24 protein-coding genes and 1 other RNA gene are annotated in these 24886 nt (G+C 57.1%); 18 read left to right on the top strand and 7 right to left on the bottom strand.

Going from position 1 to position 24886, the window contains the following annotated elements; all coding sequences use genetic code 11:
• Nucleotides 1-70: 70 nt before the first annotated feature.
• From BLP93_RS01305 to aroC, 17 genes are all read left to right on the top strand, one after another.
• Nucleotides 71-820: a zinc ribbon domain-containing protein gene (locus BLP93_RS01305; protein WP_341844723.1), complete on the top strand. Its 750-nt coding sequence runs from the start codon at nt 71-73 to the stop codon at nt 818-820.
• A gap of 112 nt (nt 821-932) precedes the next feature.
• Nucleotides 933-1450: RNase P RNA component class A (gene rnpB, locus BLP93_RS01300), an RNA gene on the top strand.
• A gap of 20 nt (nt 1451-1470) precedes the next feature.
• Complete coding sequence (ispD, locus tag BLP93_RS01295; RefSeq protein WP_092116413.1) at nt 1471-2745, top strand: 2-C-methyl-D-erythritol 4-phosphate cytidylyltransferase; 1275 nt, start codon at nt 1471-1473, stop codon at nt 2743-2745.
• Nucleotides 2746-2780: 35 nt separating this feature from the next.
• Nucleotides 2781-4238 (top strand): cysteine--tRNA ligase, encoded by a 1458-nt coding sequence (cysS, locus tag BLP93_RS01290; RefSeq protein WP_092116411.1) that lies wholly within the window; start codon nt 2781-2783, stop codon nt 4236-4238.
• A 213-nt stretch (nt 4239-4451) separates the two neighbouring features.
• Entirely contained in the window at nt 4452-4817 is a 366-nt protein-coding gene (locus BLP93_RS01285; protein WP_092116409.1) for a PilZ domain-containing protein, read from the top strand.
• Nucleotides 4818-5017: 200 nt separating this feature from the next.
• On the top strand, nt 5018-5305 hold the full coding sequence (locus BLP93_RS01280) for a hypothetical protein (protein WP_092116407.1): 288 nt from the start codon (nt 5018-5020) through the stop codon (nt 5303-5305).
• Between the two features lie 359 nt (nt 5306-5664).
• The gene (gene gpt, locus BLP93_RS01270) at nt 5665-6165 is read left to right on the top strand and encodes a xanthine phosphoribosyltransferase (protein WP_092116403.1); all 501 of its coding nucleotides are present in this window, start codon (nt 5665-5667) and stop codon (nt 6163-6165) included.
• Nucleotides 6166-6264: 99 nt separating this feature from the next.
• Nucleotides 6265-7329 (top strand): BMP family ABC transporter substrate-binding protein, encoded by a 1065-nt coding sequence (locus BLP93_RS01265; RefSeq protein WP_092116401.1) that lies wholly within the window; start codon nt 6265-6267, stop codon nt 7327-7329.
• Nucleotides 7330-7378: 49 nt separating this feature from the next.
• Nucleotides 7379-8449 carry an ABC transporter permease gene (locus BLP93_RS01260; RefSeq protein ID WP_092116399.1) on the top strand — a complete coding sequence of 357 codons (1071 nt, stop codon included), beginning with the start codon at nt 7379-7381 and terminating at the stop codon, nt 8447-8449.
• A gap of 229 nt (nt 8450-8678) precedes the next feature.
• A complete protein-coding gene (locus BLP93_RS01255) occupies nt 8679-9599 on the top strand; it encodes an ABC transporter permease (RefSeq protein ID WP_092116397.1) in 921 nt (306 codons plus the stop codon).
• Nucleotides 9600-9603: 4 nt separating this feature from the next.
• Nucleotides 9604-11097, top strand: a complete 1494-nt coding sequence (locus tag BLP93_RS01250) for an ABC transporter ATP-binding protein (protein ID WP_244148608.1) — start codon at nt 9604-9606, stop codon at nt 11095-11097.
• Between the two features lie 249 nt (nt 11098-11346).
• Nucleotides 11347-11766: a cytochrome c maturation protein CcmE gene (locus BLP93_RS01245; RefSeq protein WP_092116396.1), complete on the top strand. Its 420-nt coding sequence runs from the start codon at nt 11347-11349 to the stop codon at nt 11764-11766.
• Nucleotides 11767-11838: 72 nt separating this feature from the next.
• Nucleotides 11839-13743, top strand: coding sequence for a heme lyase CcmF/NrfE family subunit (locus BLP93_RS01240; RefSeq protein ID WP_092116394.1), 1905 nt, complete (start codon nt 11839-11841; stop codon nt 13741-13743).
• A gap of 22 nt (nt 13744-13765) precedes the next feature.
• Entirely contained in the window at nt 13766-14452 is a 687-nt protein-coding gene (locus BLP93_RS01235; protein ID WP_244148607.1) for an ABC transporter ATP-binding protein, read from the top strand.
• The gene (locus tag BLP93_RS01230; protein WP_092116392.1) at nt 14445-15116 is read left to right on the top strand and encodes a heme exporter protein CcmB; all 672 of its coding nucleotides are present in this window, start codon (nt 14445-14447) and stop codon (nt 15114-15116) included. Before BLP93_RS01235 ends, BLP93_RS01230 begins: the two co-directional genes overlap by 8 nt.
• 44 nt (nt 15117-15160) lie before the next feature.
• Nucleotides 15161-15835: a cytochrome c biogenesis protein CcsA gene (gene ccsA / locus BLP93_RS01225; protein ID WP_092116390.1), complete on the top strand. Its 675-nt coding sequence runs from the start codon at nt 15161-15163 to the stop codon at nt 15833-15835.
• A 361-nt stretch (nt 15836-16196) separates the two neighbouring features.
• On the top strand, nt 16197-17255 hold the full coding sequence (aroC, locus tag BLP93_RS01215; RefSeq protein ID WP_092116386.1) for a chorismate synthase: 1059 nt from the start codon (nt 16197-16199) through the stop codon (nt 17253-17255).
• Between the two features lie 157 nt (nt 17256-17412).
• Here the strand turns inward: aroC and BLP93_RS01210 are convergent, their stop codons facing one another.
• The 7 genes from BLP93_RS01210 to BLP93_RS01185 form a co-directional block, all read right to left on the bottom strand.
• Nucleotides 17413-17916, bottom strand: coding sequence for a chemotaxis protein CheW (locus tag BLP93_RS01210; RefSeq protein ID WP_092116384.1), 504 nt, complete (start codon nt 17914-17916; stop codon nt 17413-17415).
• A 269-nt stretch (nt 17917-18185) separates the two neighbouring features.
• Nucleotides 18186-20228, bottom strand: a complete 2043-nt coding sequence (locus tag BLP93_RS01205) for a methyl-accepting chemotaxis protein (protein ID WP_092116382.1) — start codon at nt 20226-20228, stop codon at nt 18186-18188.
• Nucleotides 20229-20252: 24 nt separating this feature from the next.
• Nucleotides 20253-20657: a response regulator gene (locus BLP93_RS01200; RefSeq protein ID WP_092116380.1), complete on the bottom strand. Its 405-nt coding sequence runs from the start codon at nt 20655-20657 to the stop codon at nt 20253-20255.
• Between the two features lie 416 nt (nt 20658-21073).
• Complete coding sequence (locus tag BLP93_RS01195; RefSeq protein WP_244148615.1) at nt 21074-22777, bottom strand: sigma 54-interacting transcriptional regulator; 1704 nt, start codon at nt 22775-22777, stop codon at nt 21074-21076.
• Nucleotides 22731-22925 carry a hypothetical protein gene (locus BLP93_RS17315; RefSeq protein WP_244148616.1) on the bottom strand — a complete coding sequence of 65 codons (195 nt, stop codon included), beginning with the start codon at nt 22923-22925 and terminating at the stop codon, nt 22731-22733. The genes BLP93_RS01195 and BLP93_RS17315 overlap by 47 nt, the downstream gene beginning before the upstream one ends.
• A 29-nt stretch (nt 22926-22954) precedes the next feature.
• Complete coding sequence (locus tag BLP93_RS01190; protein WP_092116376.1) at nt 22955-23716, bottom strand: PAS domain S-box protein; 762 nt, start codon at nt 23714-23716, stop codon at nt 22955-22957.
• A gap of 14 nt (nt 23717-23730) precedes the next feature.
• Nucleotides 23731-24459: a membrane-associated sensor domain-containing protein gene (locus tag BLP93_RS01185; RefSeq protein WP_092116374.1), complete on the bottom strand. Its 729-nt coding sequence runs from the start codon at nt 24457-24459 to the stop codon at nt 23731-23733.
• Here BLP93_RS01185 and BLP93_RS16510 point away from each other — a divergent pair.
• A complete protein-coding gene (locus BLP93_RS16510; protein ID WP_139162876.1) occupies nt 24458-24736 on the top strand; it encodes a hypothetical protein in 279 nt (92 codons plus the stop codon). The two genes, BLP93_RS01185 and BLP93_RS16510, sit on opposite strands and share 2 nt — an antisense overlap.
• The last annotated feature ends 150 nt before the right edge of the window (nt 24737-24886 follow it).

Raw genomic sequence — 24886 nt, 5'->3', positions numbered from 1 at the left:
TGTTGCTGCCGCGGCAACGAAAAATGGATCAAGTTGAACATGGGTTTTTGCCTGCAAGGAGGGGAAGACATTGAGCTTGTATATGAAACAGATCGAGCAGTTGGTCGCTCTGCAGATGATCGACGACGAAATGATGCATTTGAACGGATTCTTGAAAAATGCTCCCGCTGAACTGGAGCGGATGGAGGCCCGGCACCTTGAACTCAAGGACGCGGTGGCCCAGGTGAATGCAAAGATCGCTATCATCACTAAACAACGGGATGATCTGGGCCGGGAGATTGAAGATACCGCCATGAAGATCAAAAAAAGCAAGAACAAGTTGATGATGGTCAGCAATTCCAAAGAACATCAGGCCATGATGCGGGAAATCGACAACCTGGAAAAAACGAATCGCAGCCGGGAAGAGGAGAAGGTTTCCCTGCTGGAAGAGTTGGCCCGCCAGGAGGAAAGACTGGACATGGCACAAGGGGAATTGAAGTCCCTGCAACAGGAGATTTCCCAGAAAAAGAAACAGATCAACCAGAAACTGCAAGCATCCAAAGCCCGCCTGGAGGTTTTGCAGAACCTGCGCGGCGATGCCGAGGAAGTGATTCCCAAGCCGATCCTGAGCCGGTATCAATTCATCCGCTCACGGTTGTCCCAGCCTGTCGTGGTGTCCGTCGGCGAAGGAGTCTGCAAGGGGTGCAACATCAGCATTCCGCCGCAGACCTACAACGTTCTCCAGAAAGGCGAACAGATCCTGAGCTGCCCGAACTGCCAACGCATCATTTACTGGTCTGAACATTTCGCGACAGAGGAAGAGGAAGCGGAAGCCGTATAATTGACCACGGATGATTTTGTGAGCGGAGCTTAATCATCCGGCGAATGCTGGTTTTCAAGTTTCAGTGCTGCTTTGACCTTCATCGGACACTGTCATATATAACGTTCGTGCGGGAGTTGGGCAGGCTGTCGCTCCGCGCTTACTTTGCCCTGGAAGATGAGACTCTTGGGGTTGATTTTTCTGGGCAAAGCGAGTGCGGGGAGGAAAGTCCGGGCTCCACAGGGCGGGACGCTGGATAACGTCCAGCGGGGGCGACCCCGGGAAAGTGCCACAGAAAGCAAACCGCCCCGCGCTCACTTTGTCCTGAAATCCATCTGGTAGAGATGCGTTTTCAGGGCAAAGTGAGCACGGGGTAAGGGTGAAACGGTGGGGTAAGAGCCCACCAGTTGCCGCGGTGACGCGGCAAGCTCGGCAAACCCCGTTCGGAGCAAGACCAAATAGGAGGACGCTTGAGGCCGGCCCGGTCGAAGTCCTCGGGTAGGTTGCTTGAGGCAGGGAGTAATCCCTGTCCCAGAGGAATGACAGCCGCCCCGCGCTCATTTTTCATGCGACTTAAGCCTCCTTGAGGTTCGGGTCTGATGAAAAATGAGCGCGGGGAGACAGAACCCGGCTTATCGCCCGACTCCCGCATATTCATTCAACACATACTCATGTCATCCACTTCCGAATCCCCCCAAAAATCTCTCCCGCTCCGGTCTGCCTGGGCCATTGTCGCGGCGGCCGGTCAAAGCTCGCGCTTGGGTCAGGCCGGACTTCCCACCAAGAAACAATTCCTGATCTGGCAGGATGTGCCGCTGTTCTGGCACAGCGTGCGCGTTTTTGCGCGCGTACCCGCCATGCGCGGAGTGGTCGTGGTCTTTCCGGAGGCGGAACTTGAGGCGGGAAAACAGTGGGTGCAGCGACTCATGGCCGAGGATGATCCCGGCGTGCCGGTGCTGGCCGTCCAGGGCGGAGCGCTGCGCCAGGATTCAGTGCGCCTCGGTTTGGCCGTCATCCCGCGTGAATGCGGTGCGGTCCTGGTCCATGATGCAGCCAGGCCGTTTTTGAGCCCGACCCTGGTCCAGGCAATGCTGGAGGCGCTGCGGGAGCATGCCGCCGCGGGAACCGCGGGAGTTGTTCCGGGAATTCCCGTGACGGACACGATCAAAGAGGTCGCGGACGGACAGGTAATGGGAACCCCGGACCGTGGATCGCTTGTGGCGGTACAGACTCCCCAGGCTTTTGTCCGGTCGATCCTGGAACAGGCACATCAGCATTGTGTCCGGGAGCAGTGGGCCGTGACGGACGATGCTTCGCTGCTGGAACGCCTGGGTTTTATCGTCCGCATCGCGCCCGGCGATCCGTGCAACACCAAGATCACTAATCCGGACGATCTCAAATTTCTCAAGGATTCTTCCGCCATGAACGTTCCTGTGCCCTGTGTCGGTTTCGGTTATGACGTGCATCGTTTCGGTCCGGGGCGGCCCATGAAGCTGGGCGGGATCTCCTTTCCCGGTGGGCCGGAGATTATTGCCCATTCCGATGGCGATGTCCTGTTGCACGCCCTGGCCGATGCCCTGCTGGGATGCCTGGGCCGAGGGGACATCGGCGACCTTTTTCCGGACACGGACCCGCGGTTCGAGGGCATCGACAGCGCGATTCTCCTGTCCGAGGTTCTTGAGCTGGTTCATCAAGGCGGACTGACCCTGACCCATGTGGACGTGAACATCATTACCCAGATTCCCAAAATAGCACCGAGGCGAGAGGAAATCCGGCGCAACCTTGCCCGCTTGCTTCAGCTGGACCCGTCTCAGGTCGGCGTCAAGGCCGGTACCGAGGAAGGGATGGGCTTCACCGGCGCAAAGCAGGGAATCAAGGCCATGGCCGTGGTCACGGCATTGAAGTCTCCTGTCAACTGTCCAGTTGATCCATGTCAAAGATACTGAACCCGATGACCGTCTTATAGCTAAAGTGAGAACGTATGCTTTTATACAACAGCCTGCACGGCAAGAAAGAAGAGTTCCAGCCCCTGCGTGACAACCATGTCCGTCTCTATGTCTGCGGAATCACGGCCTACGACTACTGCCATATCGGCCACGCCAGATCCGCCGTGGTTTTTGATGTTCTGGTCCGGTATCTGCGCCATCGGGGATGGGAGGTCACTTTTGTCCGCAACTTCACGGACATCGACGACAAGATCATCAAGCGGGCCGCCACCGAGGGACTGAGCTCCGCCGAGGTGGCCGAGAAGTATATTGCCGCCTTCTATGAGGATATGGACCGGCTGGGAATCCTGCGCGCCGACTACGAACCTCGGGCCACGGAACACATTCCGGGGATGATCCGGCTCAACGAGTCGCTGATTGAGCGGGGCTATGCGTATGCCACGGATCAGGGCGACGTCTATTTCCGGGTCCGGGCCTTCGAGGGCTACGGACGTCTGTCCGGCCGCAACATTGAAGAACTTCGTTCCGGCGCCAGGGTCGAACCGGGAGAAAGCAAGGAGGATCCGCTGGATTTCGCCTTGTGGAAGTCCGCCAAGCCTGGAGAGCCGTCCTGGCCCAGCCCCTGGGGACCGGGCCGGCCGGGCTGGCACCTGGAGTGCTCGGTGATGAGCGAACAACTGTTGGGCCTCCCCCTGGATATTCATGGCGGGGGCCAGGATCTGTCATTTCCGCATCATGAAAACGAAATGGCCCAGTCCATGGCCGCAACGGGCGGCGAGTTCGTCCGGTTCTGGGTCCATAACGGATTTGTCCAGGTCAATGCCGAAAAGATGTCCAAGTCTTTGGGAAATTTCGTGACCATCCGGGATATTCTGGCGAAATTCAACGCCGAAGTGTTGCGGTTTTTTCTGCTGACCAAGCATTACCGCAGTCCTTTGGATTTTTCCTTCTCCTCCATGGAAGAGGCGGAAAAGGCTTTGCAACGAATCTATCAGACCATGGCCCTGCTTTCCGAGCACGTCTCCGGCGGCAAGTGGAACGACACGGCCCTGCCGGCGGAGCTGGAGACCGAGCTGGCCGCAATGGAAGACGATTGGATCAGATCCATGGAGGATGACCTGAACACCGCCGGTGCCCTGGGGCATGTTTTTGGGGTGGTCAGACTGGGCAACAGGATGCTGGAGAACAAGGCCTGGCGGAAAAGCGCCGCAAGCAGGAATCTGGGCAATCGAATTCTTGAGGATTTGCAACGCTGGGGGCAGGCCATGGGTCTATTCCAGGCGGAGCCGGCCTCATGGCTGGCGGCGCTGAAGGACATCCGGGTTCAGCGCAGGGAACTGAGCGTGGAGCGCATCAATGAACTTCTCGCCGCCCGCCAAGATGCCCGTCAAGCCAAGGATTTCCAACGTGCCGATGCCGTGCGTCACGAATTGGCGGAACTGGGCGTTGAAGTACGGGATACGCCCGGTGGCCAGGTTTGGGATGTGGGGTAGCGAAACCGGATGAGCCGGAACATGTCACGAAGTTTATTTACACTTGGCTCCGCAAGGCCGGGGTGGCCCCATTTGTTGAACCATTGCCTTTCCATGCGGTAAAGGTTACGCAATTTCTATTACGTCCCGGTGATATTGTACCCGCTGGATGCATCCCCTGCATACCCTACAAAACGGAATTGACCTGAAGCCAATTCGGAATGATCCTAATCCATGGATGAAGATCAACGCGGTGCACCCCGAGTGGATGTCGTACCGGACTTTTGCATCCTCCAGACCTCCAGTGGCGAGCGATTCTATGGTATTGTCTACAACATCAGCAGGATGGGAGTTTTGCTGGATGTTTCCCAGAATGATGCAAAACAGCTGCAGCTCACGGAGAAAGACACCCTGGAGTTTTTGAAAACTCCTGATTTCCTGCGCCCGGCACTAGACGGTGTTCGGGGCAGGATCGTGCGGCGGAACTCCGGACATTGGGGGGTGCAGTTCGAGGAACCGCTATCGCTGTCCCAGGATGAACTGGATCGGCTCCGGGATTACCTGGAAATGCCTGAAGGCGGAGAATGGAGCAAATATTAACCTGAAGTAACCAATATTCCGGCCTCCTGCCTGATTGTCGTGATTTCAGATCCCCGGCAGCCGGTGCACGGCCCAATCAGCATTGAAGTCATAAATTCAGATATGAACAGGCATGTTTGGTCAACAGGCCGGATACCCAAACATCAAGACAATCAGGTCTCGAAGGCATCGGACAAGTGGTTACTCATTGAATCTACGCCATGAACCAACGACGTATTTTTTTTCTCTCTCCTCGCTTCCCTTGGTGGGGCTGGATCTTATTGCTGCCCCTGGCGATCCTCGGAATATTTCTGGGGGCGATCTTTTTTCTGGTGTTCATCTCCTTCGTGTTTACCGCTGCTTTGGTGATGTGGATACGCTGGAAATGGATGCTGCGGAAAATGGGCAAGCAGGGACAAGAAACCGTACACAGGGAATTTGAGGCTCGAAAAACCTACGACTATGAGATCAAGCGGTTGGATGATTCGCGAGACCATCGCGACTCGTGATCTTCCTTCGCGTTTGTTGTTTGCCTTGATTTCTACATCGTAACTACCCAGTTAAGGTCCGGCTTGCCTTGATTTTGCGGCCTCGCAAACTCCTTCGCCGGCTTCGTAACATCGAACCATTGCTTTGAATAAACTTCATTTTGTGCTCCAAATGTACGGCAATGGTTCGATGAACGAATCCTGGCTCAGTCAAACTTGCGAGATCCGCAAATCAAGCAAGCCGGACCAATCCCGTGTACGATTAGAATTTGCTGAATTGTTGCTCTACATCTTGTTTTTCATGGAAGCTAGCCAGACCGCCGATGAGCCAGTCACTACGTTCACGGTGTGATCCCGACAACATCTACCAACTTTAAAACATGAAAGATCGATACGAAAGGCTGTACCATATTTCCTGGGAGCAACTGCACCGGGATTCCAAGGCACTGGCGTGGCGGTTGCTGGACATCGGCCCCTGGAGCAAAATCGTGACCATCACCAGGGGCGGACTGGTGCCCGCGGCGGTGATCGCCAGGGAGTTGGAAATTCGGGTCATAGATACGGTTTGCGTGTCCAGCTATGCTTGGCAGGATCAAGGCCAGAGCAATGTGCTCAAAAGCTTTCAGCCCATTACGGACGAGGACGCTACCCGGACCTTGATCATTGATGATCTCGTGGACACCGGCCGCACCGCTCGTATTGTCCGGGACATGCTGCCGAAGGCTCATTTCGCCACGGTTTACGCCAAGCCGGACGGCCGTCCCATGGTGGATACCTACATCACTGAAGTCAGCCAGGACACCTGGATTCTCTTCCCCTGGGACGCCGAATCCCGCTTTGTCGAGCCGATGGTGGATCAACGGAGCAAATCGTCGACTTGATTGCGGTGTCCTTTTATGGGGCTTTTTTTCTTGCAAGTTCACTGTTGCTGGACTATTTCCGCTGAATAAATTTTCGCCAACCATTTGGAGGATCCCAGAATGAAACGCAATTTGACAGGTCTTGTGCTGTTATGCCTGATGCTGATCAGCATGCCGGCAGCGGTCGCGGCCAAAGAGATCAGGGCCGGTTTCGTGTACGTATCACCCATCGGCGATGCCGGCTGGTCCCATGCGCATGATCAGGGCCGTCTGGCCATTGAGGCGCTGGAGGGCGTGGAAACCACGTTTGTCGAATCCGTTGCTGAAGGTCCGGATGCGGAGCGGGTGCTGCTGAACATGGCCCGGCGCGGGCACAACCTGATCTTTGCCACCAGCTTCGGCTACATGGACCCGGTGCTCAAGGTCGCCGCCCAGTTCCCGAACGTGGTGTTCATGCACTGCTCCGGCTACAAACAGGCGGAAAACGTCGGCACGTATTTCGGCCGGATGTATCAGCCCCGATACCTTTCCGGAATGGTCGCCGGCTCGATGACGAAATCGAACATTCTTGGATACGTGGCCGCGTTCCCCATTCCCGAAGTCATTCGAGGCATCAATGCCTTCGCTCTGGGCGCCCAGGCCGTGAATCCGGATGTCCAGGTTCGTGTTGTCTGGAGTTCCACCTGGTATGATCCCGCCCTGGAAAAAGAAGCGGCCAACAGTCTGCTGGACGTGGGAGCCGATGTCATCGCCATGCACCAGGACTCTCCCGGTCCCCAGGTCGCGGCGCAGGAGCGCGGCGTCTATTCCGTGGGCTACAATTCGGACATGAGTTCCTTTGCTCCCCGCGCCCACCTTACCGCTCCGGTCTGGAACTGGGCCGAGGTGTACAAGCATGTCGTGCAGGCCGTGCGGGAAGGCACCTGGGAAAGCGAGAGCATCTGGTGGGGCTTGGATCGGGGTCTGGTGGACCTGGCGCCCTTCGGCCCCATGGTGCCCCAGGAGGTTCAGGACAGGGTCCTTGCCAAGAAGGAAGAAATTCGCTCCGGTGAAACCGATGTTTTCGTTGGCCCCGTGCTGGACCAGAAAGGTGAAGTTCGCATTCCGGAAGGCGTTCGGGCCACGGATGAGGAAATGCTGTCCATGAACTGGTTCGTGAACGGAGTGGTGGGAACCACGCAGTAAAATGCATTTCAGAGCAAGCTCTGCTTCCTGAACTGTTTCCATTGACGGCATGAGGTTATTTCGCGTCAAGAAAAGGACCGAGCCCCTGTACTGGGGCTCGGTCCTTGTTTTTTTAACTGCCCTGGCTTTTTCACTGGGACTGGCATGCTTGGCGCTGCTGGTGCAGGGCATTCCTCCCTTGCGGGCCATGGCCCTGCTCTGGGAAGGCGGCTTCGGCCATACATGGTCCCTGGAAGACTCGCTGCTCAAGGCGATTCCCATTTACCTCTGCGCTCTCGGCGTCTCCTTCACCTTCCGGATGCAGATCTGGAACATCGGGGCGGAGGGACAGTTCGCCCTGGGCGCCATCGGAGCCGCCTGGGCCGTGCTGACCTTCCCAACCTTGCCCGGATATGTTCTGCTGCCCTTGATGATGCTCTGTTCCGGCGCGGCAGGCGCAGCGTGGGCCCTGCTTCCGGCCTGGACCAAGGTGCGCCTGGGCGTGAACGAGATCATCTCCACCCTGATGCTGAACTATATCGGCATCCTGCTGCTGAGTTATCTGGTTTACGGCCCCTGGAAGGATCCGCGGGGAATGGGTTTTCCCATGACCATGGAATACCCGGCGGCAGCGCAGATCGGCATGATCGGCGCCGGTCGGCTGCATTGGGGCCTGGTGTTGTGCGTAGTCCTGAGCATTCTGGCCTGGGTTTTTCTGAACAAAACCCGATTGGGATACGAGATCAAGGCCAGCGGGGAGAGCCTGCGCACGGCCCGCTATGCCTTCATGCCCTACGGCTTTCTTGTTTTTCTGGTCATGGGCATCTGCGGCATGATCGTCGGATGGGCCGGGTTCGTGGAGACGTCGGCGGTGGCCCATCGCCTTCAGCCCAGCGTGATGGTCGGCTACGGCTACACCGCCATCGTCGTGGCCTGGGTCGCCCGCCTCAAAATCGGCCCAATGGCCCTGGCCGCCTTTCTGCTCGCCGGTTTGCGGGTCGGGGTCGAGGTTCTCCAACTTGAACTCCGGGTCCCCGCCGCCTTCGGGTTCATCCTGGAAGGATTGATCCTGCTCACCGTCCTTTCCGGCCAGTTCTTCACAACGTACACTCTGCGCATCGAAAGACGCACAACAAATTGATGATCAATACATCTCAATCAAAATCGAAATCGTAATCGCAATCGCAATCGAAAATATCGTGTTTACCGATGGCTTATTTGATCGACTGGATGATTTGGCTGAGTCTTCCCCGTTACGGATTGATGGCGATGAGGCGTGCGCTTACAATTTGGTTCTGATCGATTTCGATTTCGGTGGCGATTTTGATTGCGAGGGGAGAATTAGTTGCTGTTAATCGAGGATACAGTTCATGCCCATTGAACTCATCATCGCTTTGCTTGCCGCGGCCGTGCAGTCCGGGACGCCGATTCTGTATGCGACGCTGGGAGAGATGGTTACGGAGAAATCCGGCGTGCTCAACCTGGGCGTCGAGGGGATGATGATGGTCGGGGCGTTGGGTGCGTTCTGGTTCAGTCTGACCACCGGCAGCCCCTGGCTGGGGTTCTTGATGGGCGGTTTTTGCGCCGCGATGTTGGCCGCGTTGCACGGCATGGTCTGCTTGGGGTTCCAGGGCAACCAGGTGGTTTCCGGCCTGGCCCTGACTATCCTAGGAACAGGCTTGGCCAATTTCTTGGGCACGCCCCTGATCGGATCCCAGGGCATCGGTTTTTTCAGGGTCCCGTTGCCCGTATTGTCGGACATTCCCGTTCTGGGACCGATTCTTTTCAACCACGACGTCCTGGTCTACCTTTCCTTCGGGTTGCCGGTACTGATCTGGCTGTTCTTTCGCCATACCCGGCTGGGGTTGCATCTGCGCTCCGTGGGCGAAAACCCGGCAGCCGCGGCCACGGCCGGATTGAACGTGATCGGCCTGCGCTGGCTGGGGATCATCATGGGTGGGTTTCTGGTCGGATTGGGGGGAGCCTATCTGTCCCTGGCCTACATTCATCTCTGGACCAGCGGGTTGACCGCCGGGCGGGGATGGATCGCCGTGGCCCTGGTCATATTTTCATTCTGGCGACCGGGGCGGGCCGTATTCGGCGCCTATCTCTTCGGCGGCGTGATGGCCTTTCAATTGCGCCTGCAAGCCACGGGAACGGATATTCCGTCCTCATTCCTGCTGATGCTTCCCTATGCCTTGACCATTCTGGTGCTGGTCGCCTCCACCATGACCGGCCGGGGCAGCGCGGCTCCTGCTGCCCTGGGCGTGAACATCCCACCTGAGGAATAAATTTGTGACCTCCACCGCGGAAATCCCTTTGATACGCCTGGAAGGCCTGACCAAGTCCTTCGGGCCGGTGCGGGCCAACAACAACATCAGTTTCGACATCCATGGCGGTCGAATCCTGGCTTTGCTCGGCGAGAACGGGGCGGGCAAAAGCACGCTGATGAGTATTCTGGCCGGACGCCTGCACCCGGATGCCGGTCGGATTCTTGTCCGGGGCCGGGAGACCCGGTTCGCCTCGCCCAAGGACTCCATCGCGGCGGGCATCGGCATGGTGTACCAGAGCTTCATGCTGGTCAATGCGATGACCGTGGCCGAGAATGTGCTTTTGGGCCAGGAGAAATCGTTCTGGCTTTCCCGCCGGGCCATGGAGCGAGAAGTGGGTGATCTGGCCAGCCGGTTCAACCTGGCCATTGATCCCGGCTCCAGAATCGCGGATCTGTCCATGGGCGAGCGGCAGTTGGTGGAAATTCTGAAGCTGCTGTACCGTCAAAGCCAGATCTTGATTTTCGACGAACCCACGGCGGTTCTCACTCCGGTGGAGGCGGCGCATCTCTTTGAAGCTTTGAGGAACATGGCTGAGCAGGGCAAGGCCATCATTTTCATCAGCCACAAGATGGAGGAAGTGATCGCTGTCGCCGACGACGTGGCTGTGTTGCGCGGCGGAGAAGTGGTCGGCCAGTGGGAAGCCGATGAAATTCAGTCCAAGGAAGAGCTGGCCAGTCGGATGATGGGGCGCAGCGTCTCACTGGACATTGACCGGACGGAATCGATTCCCGGTGAGGAAGTCCTGCGCATCGAGCATCTCAGTGGTCCTCGCCTGGATGACGTGAACCTGGTTGTGCGCGAGGGAGAGGTCATGGCCCTGGTGGGCGTGGCGGGAAACGGGCAAAAGGAACTGGTGGAAACCGTGGCCGGACTGCGTCCGCCGGGAGCAGGGCGGGTGGAGGTCCTGGGCAAGGAATGGGCTGATTTTTTCGCCAATCCCTCTTGGAAGGAGACCTTGAGCTATATCCCCGAAGACCGTCTGGGCCTGGCTGTCTGTCGGGAAATGACCCTGACGGACAATTTTTTATTGACGACCCGCCAGGGATTCTGCAGGGGAATGTGGCTGCAACGTAGGGCGGCCAGGGAGACAGTTGTCCAGAAGGTCAAGGAATTCAACGTACAGCCCGGCAGGCCGGATATGACCGCGGGCCGGTTGTCCGGCGGGAATCTGCAAAAGCTGGTCCTGGCCCGGGAATTCTATCGCAACTCCCGGCTAATCGTGGCCGAACAACCCACCCAAGGTCTGGATATCTCTTCCACCGAGGAAGTGTGGCGTCAGCTTCTGCAGGCCCGCGCCCATGCCGGAATTCTCCTGGTCACCGGAGATTTGCGCGAAGCCGTGACTCTGGCCGACCGCATCGCAGTCATTTTTCGAGGCCGGATCATGGATGACTTTTCCGTGGACGACAAGGAACGTATGAAACGCATCGGCATGCTCATGGCTGGAGCGCAGTAGCGGTTGCATGGGAGATCTTACGGACCAGCGATCGTTTGGTCGTCCTCCAGTCTTTTTCAGGAATGAAAGACTTCTGCGGGAAAATATTGTGCAGTAGATCATAAACGTAGAAGCCCCCGTCGTTGTCGCAGTGCATTCAAGTCTTGTTGTGTTGCTTTATGTGGGCCGATTTACGCCAAGTTCTTGTCAGGCATTGCGGAAATAGTTATGGTCCAATCTTCATCAATCAATACATGAGGTGAAAGGTCCATGAGAAAAGCAAAAAATTCGCGAATGGTGTATGCCGTCGCTTTGGTTCTGTTTATTGCTGGTTTCGGGACGTTGCTGATGACTGGTTTGAAGCAAAACAGTATCTATTTTCTTAATGTTTCCGAGGCATTGGCGATGCCTGTCGAGGATATTCGACAGATCCGCCTCTTTGGCACCGTGGCCAAGGAGGGACTGGCGTACGACGCGGATTCCATGGGTGTGCAGTTTCTTCTGGAGGACAGCGACGATCCTTCTAAGCGAATTCCCGTACAGTTTCGCGGCGTCGTGCCGGATCTCTTCGAGCCCGGGGCCGAGGTGATCCTGGAGGGCGGGTACCAGGCCCAGGCCGAGTACTTCCATGCCAAGACCCTGATGACCAAGTGTCCGTCCAAGTATGAAGCGGAGAACCGTTCCGGCTGATATCTTTCCCCATTCTTTTGCAGAAGCGGTCCGCGGATGAGATGAGCGGGCCGTTTTTTTTGGAGATTGTTCATGCACATCATTCCGTATTTTTCTTTGCTGGCAGCTTTGCTGATCTCTTTACTGGGAGCCGCGGCCTGTATTTATCAGGCATGGGAAGGCAGATCGCGCCTTCTGTCCTGGGTGGAGAACTCCCAGATCGTCGTCTGCACCCTGGTGACCATCAGTTCGTTGTTTCTGTTCTATGCATTCTACAGCCGTGATTTTTCGCTGGTCTACGTCAGCCGCTATTCCGATCTGACCCTGCCGATGTTCTACACCCTGACCGCCTTCTGGGCCGGCCAGGCCGGTTCCATGCTGTTCTGGGCCTGGATGGTGGTCATTTTCGGTACGGTGTGGGTCTTCTCTCCCAAGTACCAGGGGCTGGGGAGCCAGACCAAGGTCTTTTTCTGGATTTTTTTTCTCGGCGTCCAGACCTTCTTCATGTACCTGCTCACCGGGGTCCAAAACCCGTTCATTGAAATTTCTCCCGCTCCCCTGGACGGCCAGGGGTTGAACCCTCTGCTCCAGCATCCGGGGATGATCATTCACCCGCCCACGCTGTTTCTGGGATACGCCGGGTTTACTATTCCGGCCTGTCTGGCCCTGGCCAGCTGGATTGCCGGAGAAAAACAATCCTGGATTCAGGTCGGCCACAACTGGACCCTGACTTCCTGGATCTTTCTCTCCATGGGCATCATCCTCGGCGGATGGTGGGCGTACCTGGAATTGGGCTGGGGCGGCTACTGGGCCTGGGATCCCGTAGAAAACGCTTCCCTGATTCCCTGGCTCAGCGCTACGGCCTTCCTGCACACCGCCATCGTTGGCCAGGGCCGCAAAGCCCTGGGCAAGACGAACGTGCTCCTGATGGTCCTGACTCTGGTCTTGTGCTTCATGGCCACCTATCTGGTGCGCAGCGGAGTAATCGATTCCCTGCATGCCTTCGGCGACGGCGGCGTGGGAACCCCGCTGATGCTGTTTATGATTTTCAGCATGATGCTCACGGGTTTGATCCTCTTTTTCGGACCCAGTCGTGATAATCAGGAGCTGAGCGGCCTGCTCAGCCGACAAGGTCTGCTCGTGATCACGGCCTGGATCCTGCTGACTCTGGGTCTGGTGGTCATGATGGGAACCTTCTGGCCGGTGATCAGTTCCCTGTGGAGTGAAAATCCCATGGGTCTGGATGCAGGCTTCTACAACCGTGTCTGCCTGCCGCTCTTCGCGCTGATCGCCGTCATCCTGATGATTTGCCCTTGGGTGCAGTGGAAAGAGGGCGTTCGCCACGGCAAGTGGTTGGCGGCATTGATCGGAATCTGGGTGGCTCTGGGCGTGGTGCTCTGGTTCGGCGGCATCCGCATGCCCCTGGCGCTGATCGGAGCAAGCGCCGGTCTGGGAATTCTGGTCAGCATCGTGATGCTGTTTGTTCTGGAGCCCGGGCTGCGCCGGCGACGTACCGCGTGGGGCGCATACGGAGTGCACTTCGGACTGGCGCTGATGGTTTTGGGCATTGCCGTTTCCGGACCCTACAAGACCGAGGTCGATGCGATCCTGTCTCCCGGCGAATCCATGACCATCAGGGATTACACCATAACCTACCAGGGCATGGAGACGTGGAGCACTCCGGCGATGATGGTTTTTGCCGCACGACTGGAAATTTCCAGGGACGGCGAAGTCATCGGCGAGATCAGGCCGCAGCGGCGCAGCTACCGCACCTGGGATCGTCCCCATGCGAAAATCGCCACCCGGTTCAGCCTAGGCGAGGAACTCTATGCAACCCTGCTGGGCTTTACCGAGGATGACATCATCAGCCTGAGGATGAGCACGCATCCGCTGGTGAACTGGGTCTGGATCGGCGGGACCTTGCTGTGTCTGGTGGGGTTTGTCGCATTACGCACATCTCGAGGCGTGCGGCGGGAAACCGAAACAGCCACCGCCTGATCAGGCCGGCGGCCATCACGTCATGACATCGGACCAGGGCATGGAGCGCGAAGACACAGGGCTGGTCGATCTGCGTAAGGTAAGCCATTTTTTCGGCTCCCGACTTGTGTTCCGGCACGTCAGCCTGCGCATCGCCCCCGGGGAGGTGCTGCTGGTTCTGGGCCCCAACGGGGCAGGGAAATCCACGCTCCTGCAGATTATCGCCGGCCTGCTGACGCCCACCGGAGGCGAGATCGACTGGTCCATGGAAAGCGGTGAAATCGGCTATCTGGGACACGGCACCTGCGTTTACCCGTTCCTGACGGCCATGGACAACCTTCAGTTTTGGGGACGCATGCACGGCCTATCGCCGACTTCGGACGCCATCATCGGCGTCCTGGACCGGGTCGGGCTGAAAGTCGCGGCCCTGGAGCGGGCGGGAACCTTTTCGCGGGGTATGGCCCAGCGGTTGAGTCTGGCGCGAATACTGCTGCTGAACTCCCGGCTGTTGCTCCTGGACGAGCCGGCCACGGGGCTGGATACCGCCTCCCGGGACATCCTGGACCGCGAGATCAGTCAGGCCAAGTCCCGCGGAGCGGCCGTGGCCTGGGTCAGCCATGACGCTCAGCGCGATCTTCGGTTGGCGGATCGGGTGCTGGTCCTGGAAAACAAGGGGCAGGCGTTCTTGGGAAGCACTGCGAACTACTCCGAATGGGTCGCCAATGCCTAGATTTTTGATCCTGACCTTCAAGGATCTGCGACTGATGCTCGGATTGGGGCTGGGGCTGGTGCAGACCGTTTTACTGGGGCTGTTGATCATTTTCGTCTTCAGCCTCTCCCTGCCCATCGGAGAGACCATGAGCGGGCAGGCCGCCGCGTCCATCTTTTGGCTGGCTTCGGTTTTCGGTCTGGTCCTGCTGTTCAACGCGCTGTACCACATTGAAGAGGGAAACAGCGTCCGCCTGGGTTTGCTGCTGGCGCCCATCGCTCCGGGAACCGTGTTCCTGGGCAAGGCCCTGGCCGGGGCCGTACTTCTCTTTCTGGCCCAGATCTTTTTCCTGCTTGGACTCGTGGTCTTTCTCGGCCAATCCCTGCACGGGCAATGGCTCTGGGCTCTTGGTCTCGTCGCGGCCATGAATCTGGGCCTCGTGGTCATGGGATCGTTGTTGGGCGCGTTAAGCCAGGGGCAGGCCGCCAGGGAATCCCTGCTCAGCGTGATCCTTTTTCCACTTCTGGTTCCCCTGCTTCTCGGCGGGGTGAAAGTCGGCGGCAGCCTGCTCGCCGGCGTGGGTATCCAGGACGAAACCCAGTGGATGGTCCTGATTCTGGCTTTTGACGCACTGTTTACCGCTGTGGCGCTGATTCTTTTTCCCCTGGTTTTTCGGGAAGGTTGACGGTTGTCCGGTTTGAGCCGTAATGCCGTTCACCGATCAATAATATGAAAAAAACTCCTTATCTCCCGTATCTGGCCGTGATCGCCGCGCTTCTTCTGGTGATCGCCCATCTGGTCATCTGGCTGCATGCGCCCGTGGAACTCACCATGGGCCTGGTGCAGAAGATTTTTTATCTGCACCTGCCCATGGCGTGGTGGGCGCTGCTCAGCTTCTTTCTGGTCTTTGTGGGCAGTGTCGGAGTGCTTCTGCGCAAAACCGACTTCTGGGATGCCCTGGCCGGTTCGGCAGCGGAACTGGGTGTCCTGTTCAGCGGCCTGGCCCTGATCACCGGCTCCCTGTGGGCCCGCCCGATCTGGAACGTCTGGTGGACCTGGGATCCGCGCCTGACCACGGCCCTGATCATGTGGTTCGTGTACACAGGTTATCTGGTTCTCCGAACGTCGCCGCTGCCCCACATCAAACGCCGCACCCTGTGCGCGGTTTTGGGGATCGTGGCTTTCGTGGACATTCCGCTGGTGTTTTTTTCCACCCGCTTGTGGCGCAGTATTCATCCGTCCGTGATCTCCTCCTCCGGCGGGGGCATGGAGCCGGAGATGTGGCACGCCATGGGAGCGTCCCTTGCCGCCATGGGCGTGCTCTGGCTGGTCCTGCTGATCGTCCGTACCCGTCAGATTACCGCTACCCAACGGCTGGACAGTCTCTGGTCGGCGCGACTTTGATTTCTTGGTTGTCGGCATCAGCAGTGTTCTTTCTTGTGAAATATCTCCTCACCTCCGTTCACTCCTTTAGTTTAGAGAGTTTTTCATGTTATTTCCCACCATGGACGGTTCAGCCGGTACCTGAGGTCGGCTCTACAACCGGTCTCCGCGTTTTCGGGCTATCTGGAACGGCCGTCACCTCCATGAAATCAGCCGCCCGCAGCCAGGATGCCAAAGCTGTCGAGGATGTCCTGCGGCGTATGGGACCGGAGTACAATGTTCAGGATACAAAGCGTCTACTGGATGAACAAGGGAGCGGTTGCAGCGCAGAAACAACGAAAACACTGAACGCTGCTTCGCGACAAATACCAGAGGAGGCGGCATGAGCGGGAACACGTTCGGGCGGGTGTTTCGCCTGACCACCTTCGGCGAATCCCATGGCCCCGGATTGGGCGGCGTTGTGGATGGTTGTCCCGCGGGCATTGCCCTGGACGAAGACGTGATCCAGCATGAGCTGGATCGCCGCAAGCCCGGCCAGGGATTGGGGACCACCAGCCGCAGCGAATCGGACCGGGTTCGGATATTGTCCGGTGTTTACCAGGGCAGAACCACGGGCACGTCCATCGGTTTTTCCATTCCCAACGAGGACCAGCGTTCCCGGGACTATGGTCGTCTGGAGACCGTATATCGGCCCGGCCATGCCGATTTCACCTATCAGGCCAAGTACGGTATTCGCGATCATCGCGGCGGCGGGCGCTCCTCCGGGCGGGAAACCGTCTGCCGGGTGGCGGGCGGCGCCATTGCCGGCGCATTGCTGGCGACCATGGGCATTGCCGTGACGGCCTACACCGTCGAACTCGGCGGGATTGCCGCCGGTTCCGTGGATATGGAGGCCGCAGCAAATCGACCCTTCTTTGCCGCGAACAGGGACGTTGTTCCCTTATGGGAAGAACGGATCAAGGCCGTCCGGGACGCGAGCGACACGCTGGGCGGGGTGGTGGAGATTGTTGCCCGGGGCGTACCCGCGGGACTTGGCGAGCCGGTGCTGGACAAGCTGGACGCCCGCCTGGCCTTCGCCCTGATGGGCGTGGGCGCGATCAAAGGCGTGGAGATCGGTTCCGGTTTCCAGGCCGCCCGCATGCTGGGCAGCGAGAACAATGATCCGATCCTGGCCCAGGGATTTGCATCGAATAATGCCGGCGGCATTCTCGGCGGCATCAGCACGGGGCAAACCGTGCTGATCCGGGCCTCGGTCAAGCCCATTCCCTCCATCGCCAAGCCCCAGACCACCATCGACACCCAGGGCCGGGAGCAGGAACTGCGTATCGGAGGCCGCCACGACATCTGCGCCATCCCCCGAATCGTCCCCGTGCTCAAGGCGATGGTCTGTCTGACCCTGGCGGACATGCTGCTCCTGCAACGCATGCAACAGCACCCATGAGGTGGGCTATGCCGGGTCTGGTTACCCCTCGCTGAAATCCCTCGCTTGAACCGTTTCTGAGACCCACAACGAAACGCCTTCCCGCTCATGAAGCAGGAAGGCGTTTTTTCGTGATCATGTCGATCACCGGGTTGTCAGCGGATAATTCGCGGCATCTTCACGCCGCCTGGCCTTCCTCCTCGCCAACATCTTGAACCACGCTCAGTTCCTCCGCGGAAAAGATCTTGTCGATGTTCAGGATAATGATGAATTGGTCTCCGCTTTTGCCCATGCCCTCGATGAATTCGGTCTTGATCCTGGTGCCCAGACGGGGCGCGGGCTCTATCTGGTCTGGCTCCAGGTCGATCACTTCCTGAACCGAGTCGGAGAGAGCTCCCAGAATGGTCGATTCACCATCCACGTCCACTTCCACGATGATGATGCAGGTGTTCACGGTTTGAGTGGTCTTGCTCAACCCGAACTTGAGGCGCATGTCCACCACCGGAACGGCCCGGCCGCGGACATTGATCACTCCGCGCAAAAATTCCGGCGTTCTCGGTACGCGGGTAATTTCCGTATATTCAAGAACTTCGCGCACCTTGGCGATGTCCATGGCATACAGCTCCCTGTCCAGCGTAAAGGTCAGATATTGACTCAACATCTTGCCGATTTTTTCGTTCATTTCATGCCTCCCGAATAAATATCAACGCATAACTCAGAATGTAACTGCTTTACACATTTTATGGCAAGACAAGCCGGAACACGCAGCTGGGGCAGTTACTTAGAATTTTTTTCGTAACTACTCAGCTCATCCGAGTAAAAACGGAGTGGATACGCCCTCGCGGGTATGACTGACTCGGAGACGGGATTGGAAAAATCAAGTCATTCCCGCGAAGGCCTGGAATCCAGGTCATGCTTGCCACAAGTTTTTAAAAGCCGCCATTTTTACGCTCAAGCTGAGTACTTAGAATTTTCAAATTCTTCGTCCTTCTCAGAAGCCATGTCCAACGCAAATCCGGCATTATTTGACTGCTTGATCGCGGGTGGTTTTGCCGGAAGGATGTTTCGAGCCGACCTGGTGACGCTTCGCGCATGCTGGGAGCGGCCGCGGTTTCCAAGATCTCCGCGCATTTTGAAGAAGGCCATTGTGGTTTGCAGTTCTTCGGCCTGACTGGAAAGTTCCTCGGAGGTGGAGGCCATTTCCTCGGCTGCGGAGGCGTTCTGCTGGCTGACCTGATCCAGCTGCTGCACGGCCTTGTTGATCTGTTCCACACCGATGCTCTGCTCCCGGCTGGCGGCATTGATCTCCTGGATCAGTTCGGCCGTGCGCTGGATGTCCGGGACGATCTTGACCAACATTTCTCCGGCCTGCTCGGCCACCTGTACGCTGGACGTGGACAGCTCGCTGATTTCCGTGGCTGCCGTGCCGCTGCGCTCGGCCAGTTTGCGAACTTCCGCGGCGACCACGGCAAAGCCTTTGCCCGCGTCTCCGGCCCGAGCCGCCTCGATGGCCGCGTTCAGGGCCAGGAGGTTGGTCTGGCGGGCGATCTCCTCAATGATGGAAATCTTGTCCGCGATCTGCTTCATGGCCGTGACGGTCTGGGCCACGGCCTTGCCACCGCTTTCCGCGTCCTTGGCCGCCTGCAGGGCGATTTTTTCGGTCTGGGCCGCATTATCTGCGTTCTGCCTGATGTTGGCGGTCATCTCTTCCATGCTCGAGGAAACTTCTTCCACGGCCGCGGCCTGTTCCGTGGCGCCCTGGGACATCTGTTCGGCCGAGGCGGAGAGCTGCTCGCTTCCCGAGGCCACGTTCTCCGAGGCCGATTTGACCTCGCCAACGATCTCCCGCAACTTGTTCTGCATATCCTGCATTGCCTTGCCAAGGATGCCGATTTCATCGTTCTGGTTCACGGCCAGCTTGGCGTCCAGCTCGCCCTGGGCGAGTTCCTTGGAAAAGAAAACACCCAGCCCCACGGGCAAGGTTATGGCCCGGGTCAGGAATATGGCGATGATGATTCCTAAAACAAGAGCAATGCCCAGGCCGATCAGCATCATGAAAGAGGCCTGCCCGAGGTTGGTAACGGCATTGTTGGCAATACCTTGGGTCTGGTCCATCCCCAGTTGGGCGGTTTCCTGAGCCACTGTCAAAACTTGGTAACCCACCTCAGTGCGTCTGGTCCCAAGCTGGTCCAGAGCTTGCCAGTTTTTGATCAGAGAGGCCATGGCATTGCGATAGATATTGGCCGCTTCACGGATCATGGCCAGCTGGCGAAGATTGGCTTCCTGACGGGTTGTGGTCTGGATGGCCTCCAGATGACGTTCAATGACACCAAATTGGTCCATGGCCTGTTCCACCTGGGTCACGTTGCGCTCGGCCTGAGCTCTCCAGACCTGGATTCGCAAAGCATTGCCGGCGTCAATGATTTCGTTGATCTGGTTTATCTTGTCCAGACGCTCGCGCAGGGCCGCGGGAGTTGCTTCCTGGGTAATTTCACGGACCATGGCCTCATTCTGGGAGTTCAGAAAGTCCTCGGCGCTCTGCATGAATTGGGCAGCTCCGGTGTTCAGGGCCTGCCGGTCGGCATTCATGGCCTGAATGGTGGACGCTGTCTGCTCCACCAGCCCGGCATATTCCTTGACCCGCTCCTCCGCGGTCCGGGCTTTGTCACGCAGGGCAGGCAAGTTTTGCTGTTCGGACAGCGTCAGGGCGTCAGCCAGGGTCTGACGCAGTTCCTCCAATTCCCTGCGTCCCTCATCCAGATAGTTCGTTTGCTCGGTGAAACCGTAGCCGCGGATAGCGTACATGACTTGCTGCGCGTTGCGCTCCAACTCGTTGGCCACAGCCACTTCCGGCACATAGGCATTGGCCAGTCGCTCGGCTTCATGCTCCACGCTGTTCATGTTCCAAACAGCCATGCCGCCCAATAAACAAGATATCAGGATCAACAAGCCGAACCCCATGCCAATCTTCAGCCCAAGCTTCATGTTTTTCATGCCACCTTCTCCTGTTAGACGTGTTTACGGCAAAGAAACCGGGTATTCGCCCCCACTCAAGGCAGAGGCAACTTCACGCAACAACTCGTCCGCATCAAAGGGCTTGTTAATGATTTTCCAACAGCCCATGGCTCGCATTTTCGGCGCATATTCATTGTGGTCATAACCGGTCATGACGATAATTTTGGGTGCGACGGCTTTCCGGGACAGGGCTTCCATCAGTTCGATGCCGCTCATCCGCGGCATTCTGATATCCGTGATGACCAGATCAACGTTTCGATTGCTTTTCGACAGTTCACCCAGGATTGCCATGGCTTCCATTCCGTGTCCGGCCTCGTAAACGGCATATCCCTGCTGACGGAGAACAAGGCTCAAGGAAAAACGAAACTTCGGTTCGTCTTCGACAATCAGGATGCACTTTGAAGCCATGGCCACTCTTTGGGATTGGAGAAAGCTGTCACGATTTGGAAAGGTACTGGTCCGCTTTCAGGCACGATCTGCATTGCAGGTACTTGAGTGCGGGGCGACCAGGATAGGATCTCTTGAGCATGGATTGTACCAATCATGCATGCTTGCCTATCATTCTGAAATTATGTGCTATTTTTGTGGAGGCTGGGGGGGGAGGAAGGGATGCTGTCAATCTATGTTGACGGATGAGAGAGGATACAGCTGATTCGGAAACGGCATAGAACAACAAGTTCATTCCCGTGAGGCAGGCACGTTGCTACAATCAGATGAGGATGTCCGAGTTGTTGAAAGAATACGGCTGGTCGTCAGTCTATGTTGACAGAGGGTTTGTCAATATGAGTTGACTGGAGGCTGTTCGGCTGATTTTCCAGCGTTACCTAGTGTACGCGCTTGTGCATGGCTTGGCGGGATATGCCGAGCATGCGCGCTGCCGCGGCCTGATTTCCGTGAGCACGGCGCATGGCTTCCCGGACCAGCAATTCTATGGCTTGATCCATGGTCGGCAGAGGATCGGGAAACAACATGATTTTTTCGGAAGGGGGATTGTCCTGCAGGACGGGAGGGTGAGAGGTTTTGAGGAGTCGGGACAGACTGCGGATCAGGATTTCCTGTCCACCGTGGGCCACGGCGTTGAAGATCAGGGCGCGCAGCTCTCTGACGTTGCCCGGGAAATTGTAGGCCTGAAGAAAATTACTTAGTTGCGGTTCAATATGCCGGAACGAGCTTTTGAATTCTTCGGCAGCCTGGGCGAGGTAATAATTGGCCAGCAAGGGGATGTCTTCAGGGCGTTCCCGAAGCGGGGGCAGATGCACGTGATAGGTGTTGATTCTGTAGAAAAGGTCCTTGCGAAACCGGTTGCGGCGGACTTCATCTTCCAGGTTCCGGTTCGTGGCCAGGACGATCCGGGCCCTGCTTTGGCGGGGATTGTCAGCTCCCAGGGGATAGAACTCACGATCCTGGATCAGCTTGAGTAGCTTGATTTGGGAGGATAATGTCAAGTCCCCGATTTCGTCCAGAAACAAGGTGCCGTTTCGGGCCTGTTCCACCATGCCCTGACGTGCGACAGCGGCATCGGTGAATGCGCCCTTGACATGGCCGAACAGCGTGTCCGCAAAGATGTTGTCGTCCAAGCCGGCCGCGTTCAAGGCGACCAACGGACCGTCCCGGCCGCTGATCTGATGCAGGGCTGAAACGATCAGATCCTTGCCCGTTCCGGTTTCTCCAGTGACCAAAACCGGATCCGATGCCGGAGCGACGACTTCCAGGTACTGGAAAATCGTGTTCATTTTCCGATTTGCGGTAATGATTCCGGCAAAGGCTTCGGGATGATCCAGTTTGCCTGTAAGAAGTCGTTGGCGCAGATTAAAATTCTGGCGAATCAACACGGCATGGCTCAGCGCACGACGGACCGTGGCGATAAGCTGCTCCGGTTCCACGGGGTTGACAAGGTAGTCGAATGCTCCGGCCTTCATGCAACGTACGGCGGTTTCCGTTTCGTCCACCCCGGTGATGACCACCACCACGACATGTGGACACTCTTCGCGAAGTCTCAGCAGTACTTCCTCTCCGGAAACGTCCGGCATGTACAAGTCCAGCAGGACCAGAGAGCATTCGAGATCGGGAAGAAAGGACAGGATGTCCCGCCCGTTGTTGAATGTCGCAACGTCGTCATATCCGGCGGAACGCAGCGTATAGTTCACTCCTTCCAGGAGCCGCTGTTCATCGTCGACGATAAATATGGGATGCTTGGAGGGGATATGAGGCATTATTCGAGAACGTTCAGGTAGACGGTGACGGTTGTGCCCAGATCCGGTGCTGAATGCAAAAAGCATCTGACCTCCATGGTCCTGGACCACGGCCATGGAAATGGTCAGGCCCAGCCCGACGCCGCCGTGGTCCTGCTTGGTGCTGAAAAAAGGGTCGCAGATTCGGCCGACGATTTCCTGAGGGATGCCGCAGCCGTTGTCGGTGATGCGCATCGCGATTTTACTCCTTTTGGTGCAAGGAAAGGTTTCCAAGGCAATCCGGTGATCTTTATTCGGCAGGGCTTGGCATGCGTTGATCAGCAGATTGACGACCACTTGTTCCAGCTTCTGAAAGTCTCCCCGGATCAACGGCAGATTTGGGGCCAATGAAAACAGTGAAATGATGCGTATGCTGGGTGATGGTTTTGCGAAGCATGACCAGGGCGGCTTCGATCACCTGATTCAGTTGGATTTCCTGATGCATATCAGGGGGGGATTGCCTTGCGAAATTTTTCAGCTCGGACACAATGCGTTTGATTCGTTTGCTGCCTTCGTTAATTCCGGAAAAAGTTCCGTTACATATTCCCGCATCTGTAAAAAGGGAATTCCGGCCAAGGTGAATTCCGGGTGTCGTTTCTGATGCGCCTCCAGAACGGGCACGGCGTCATGCCAGGATTTTTCCAGGAGAGGGGAGTTGAGCATGATGAAATTGTTGGGATTGTTCACCTCATGGGCCATGCCGGCCACAAGTGTGCCCAGCGCGGTCATTTTCGCGGCCTGAAGCAGTTGTTCCTGTTGCTCGCCGGCTTTCAACACAGCTGTCTTGTGCTGGGTGATATCCTTGGCAAAGCCGATGATTCCTGCTGGAGAATTATTATGATTCCGAAAAATCATGCGATCCGTGAGCCTCCAGCCGTGCACGCCTGATATCGAGGCGTACTGTTCCTCCATGCCCATCTGCTCCGTGCCCGTACGCAGCACTTCCAGGTCAAGTTCACGAAATTTGTCGGCAATCTTTCTCGGAAAGATGTCATGGTCGGTTTTGCCCAGGATGTGATCCTGAGAGATTCCGAGCGTCTTACAAAAGGTTTGGTTCACCTGGAGGTATGTTCCGTCATGGTCCTTTTGCCAGATCAGAGCTGGAACCGTATCCACGATCAGGCTGAGATGGCGCTGCGTCTCCCGCAACATAGCCTTCTCACGCTCCAGTTCCCGGAACAGAAGATCATAAGGATTGGTCAGTCCGCACCTGATCAGGGCCAGGTAGATGAACATGTAGGAGATGATTTTCAGGAAATGGCCGACGATATTGGAAATATCAAAGACCCCAGGTAGGTGGTGAACGTCAGTTCCGCGGCGACGCTCGCGGCCATGGATCCTGCCATGAGCCTGTAGACCTTCGCGTCCAGCATGGCGCGCTTGCGATACAGAATGCCAAAGGCAGCCAGCAGTACAAGGCAGATGACGTACTCGCTCCAGATTTTGAAGGGCGTCAGACCGATGCTCTCCAGATGGCAATCGGGAAAAATGCACCAGAAAAAAATCATGCCCATCAAGATCGCAGCCAGGCCGGCCCAGAAGGTCAATCCGATCAATGGGTGAATCCTGCGTCCCAACAGGAGTGAGAAGAGCAGCAGGGCGAGGCCTTCCATGTATCGCCCCGCAATCCAGAGCTGGGTAGGAAGGTTGGTGCTCCATGCATCGGGAAAGAAGCCCATGTCCTTGAAGGCCAGGGTATGCAGAAGGTCCATGAACCCGATAAACAAATAGGCGGATCCGAGCAGAAGCAGGGCATCATTGTTGATGTAGCTCCGAGCGTTCCAGACCAGCATGAACACGGCCCAGGCAACGGCAATGGAGAACAATTCGGCCATGCCGTGGAAAAGCAGAAAATTGTGCCTGCTGACGATGAACAGCATGGCCAGCGTCGCCGCTCCGAGACCATACCAGATGAAATCGGATGACTTGAAGATCGTCCGCGGAATGGTTTGCGGCGCAATGCCTTGGATACTATTCATGGGGACAATTGAATTGCTGATTGGATTGCTTTCGGTTGTCGTGGAGATTGGAAACTACCCGCCTGTCTCGATTTGTCCTGAGATGAACATGACCGGAACACGCTGCGCAGGGCCAAAGTCGGGTCATAATCTTGAATGCAGGCAGTACGACACTATTGAAAGCCTGACAATGCAGCGTCTGGTCGAAGGCAAAATTGGCCTACTTGTTATTGGATATGCAAATACCGCCCCCCCATCGCTAACGCAATCGCAATCGCAATCGAAATCGATAAAATGACAATGGACTACTGCGATACCGGTTCGGTTCCGATTTCGTTTTCGATTGCGATTTTGTAAGAATGTAAGTTGAATTGATCAGTATCTTCCTGGAAGCAACTTGGAATACCCACTCGCCGAGGTCCGGCTTGCGATGCGTGCCGGTTCATGA

The sequence above is a fragment of the Desulfonatronum thiosulfatophilum genome (assembly GCF_900104215.1).
GTDB lineage: Bacteria > Desulfobacterota > Desulfovibrionia > Desulfovibrionales > Desulfonatronaceae > Desulfonatronum > Desulfonatronum thiosulfatophilum.
This window is presented reverse-complemented; position numbering and strand designations above follow the sequence as displayed.

Bases quoted from the DNA above. Each gene is read 5' to 3' on its own strand.
- ispD (WP_092116413.1), top strand. From the start codon at position 1,471: ATGTCATCCACTTCCGAATCCCCCCAAAAATCTCTCCCGCTCCGGTCT.
- cysS (WP_092116411.1), top strand. From the start codon at position 2,781: ATGCTTTTATACAACAGCCTGCACGGCAAGAAAGAAGAGTTCCAGCCC.
- BLP93_RS01285 (WP_092116409.1), top strand. From the start codon at position 4,452: ATGGATGAAGATCAACGCGGTGCACCCCGAGTGGATGTCGTACCGGAC.
- BLP93_RS01280 (WP_092116407.1), top strand. From the start codon at position 5,018: ATGAACCAACGACGTATTTTTTTTCTCTCTCCTCGCTTCCCTTGGTGG.
- gpt (WP_092116403.1), top strand. From the start codon at position 5,665: ATGAAAGATCGATACGAAAGGCTGTACCATATTTCCTGGGAGCAACTG.
- BLP93_RS01265 (WP_092116401.1), top strand. From the start codon at position 6,265: ATGAAACGCAATTTGACAGGTCTTGTGCTGTTATGCCTGATGCTGATC.
- BLP93_RS01260 (WP_092116399.1), top strand. From the start codon at position 7,379: ATGAGGTTATTTCGCGTCAAGAAAAGGACCGAGCCCCTGTACTGGGGC.
- BLP93_RS01255 (WP_092116397.1), top strand. From the start codon at position 8,679: ATGCCCATTGAACTCATCATCGCTTTGCTTGCCGCGGCCGTGCAGTCC.
- BLP93_RS01245 (WP_092116396.1), top strand. From the start codon at position 11,347: ATGAGAAAAGCAAAAAATTCGCGAATGGTGTATGCCGTCGCTTTGGTT.
- BLP93_RS01240 (WP_092116394.1), top strand. From the start codon at position 11,839: ATGCACATCATTCCGTATTTTTCTTTGCTGGCAGCTTTGCTGATCTCT.
- BLP93_RS01235 (WP_244148607.1), top strand. From the start codon at position 13,766: ATGACATCGGACCAGGGCATGGAGCGCGAAGACACAGGGCTGGTCGAT.
- BLP93_RS01230 (WP_092116392.1), top strand. From the start codon at position 14,445: ATGCCTAGATTTTTGATCCTGACCTTCAAGGATCTGCGACTGATGCTC.
- ccsA (WP_092116390.1), top strand. From the start codon at position 15,161: ATGAAAAAAACTCCTTATCTCCCGTATCTGGCCGTGATCGCCGCGCTT.
- aroC (WP_092116386.1), top strand. From the start codon at position 16,197: ATGAGCGGGAACACGTTCGGGCGGGTGTTTCGCCTGACCACCTTCGGC.
- BLP93_RS01210 (WP_092116384.1), bottom strand. From the start codon at position 17,916: ATGAACGAAAAAATCGGCAAGATGTTGAGTCAATATCTGACCTTTACG.
- BLP93_RS01205 (WP_092116382.1), bottom strand. From the start codon at position 20,228: ATGAAAAACATGAAGCTTGGGCTGAAGATTGGCATGGGGTTCGGCTTG.
- BLP93_RS01200 (WP_092116380.1), bottom strand. From the start codon at position 20,657: ATGGCTTCAAAGTGCATCCTGATTGTCGAAGACGAACCGAAGTTTCGT.
- BLP93_RS17315 (WP_244148616.1), bottom strand. From the start codon at position 22,925: ATGCATCAGGAAATCCAACTGAATCAGGTGATCGAAGCCGCCCTGGTC.
- BLP93_RS01190 (WP_092116376.1), bottom strand. From the start codon at position 23,716: ATGTTCATCTACCTGGCCCTGATCAGGTGCGGACTGACCAATCCTTAT.
- BLP93_RS16510 (WP_139162876.1), top strand. From the start codon at position 24,458: ATGGGGACAATTGAATTGCTGATTGGATTGCTTTCGGTTGTCGTGGAG.
- BLP93_RS01185 (WP_092116374.1), bottom strand. From the start codon at position 24,459: ATGAATAGTATCCAAGGCATTGCGCCGCAAACCATTCCGCGGACGATC.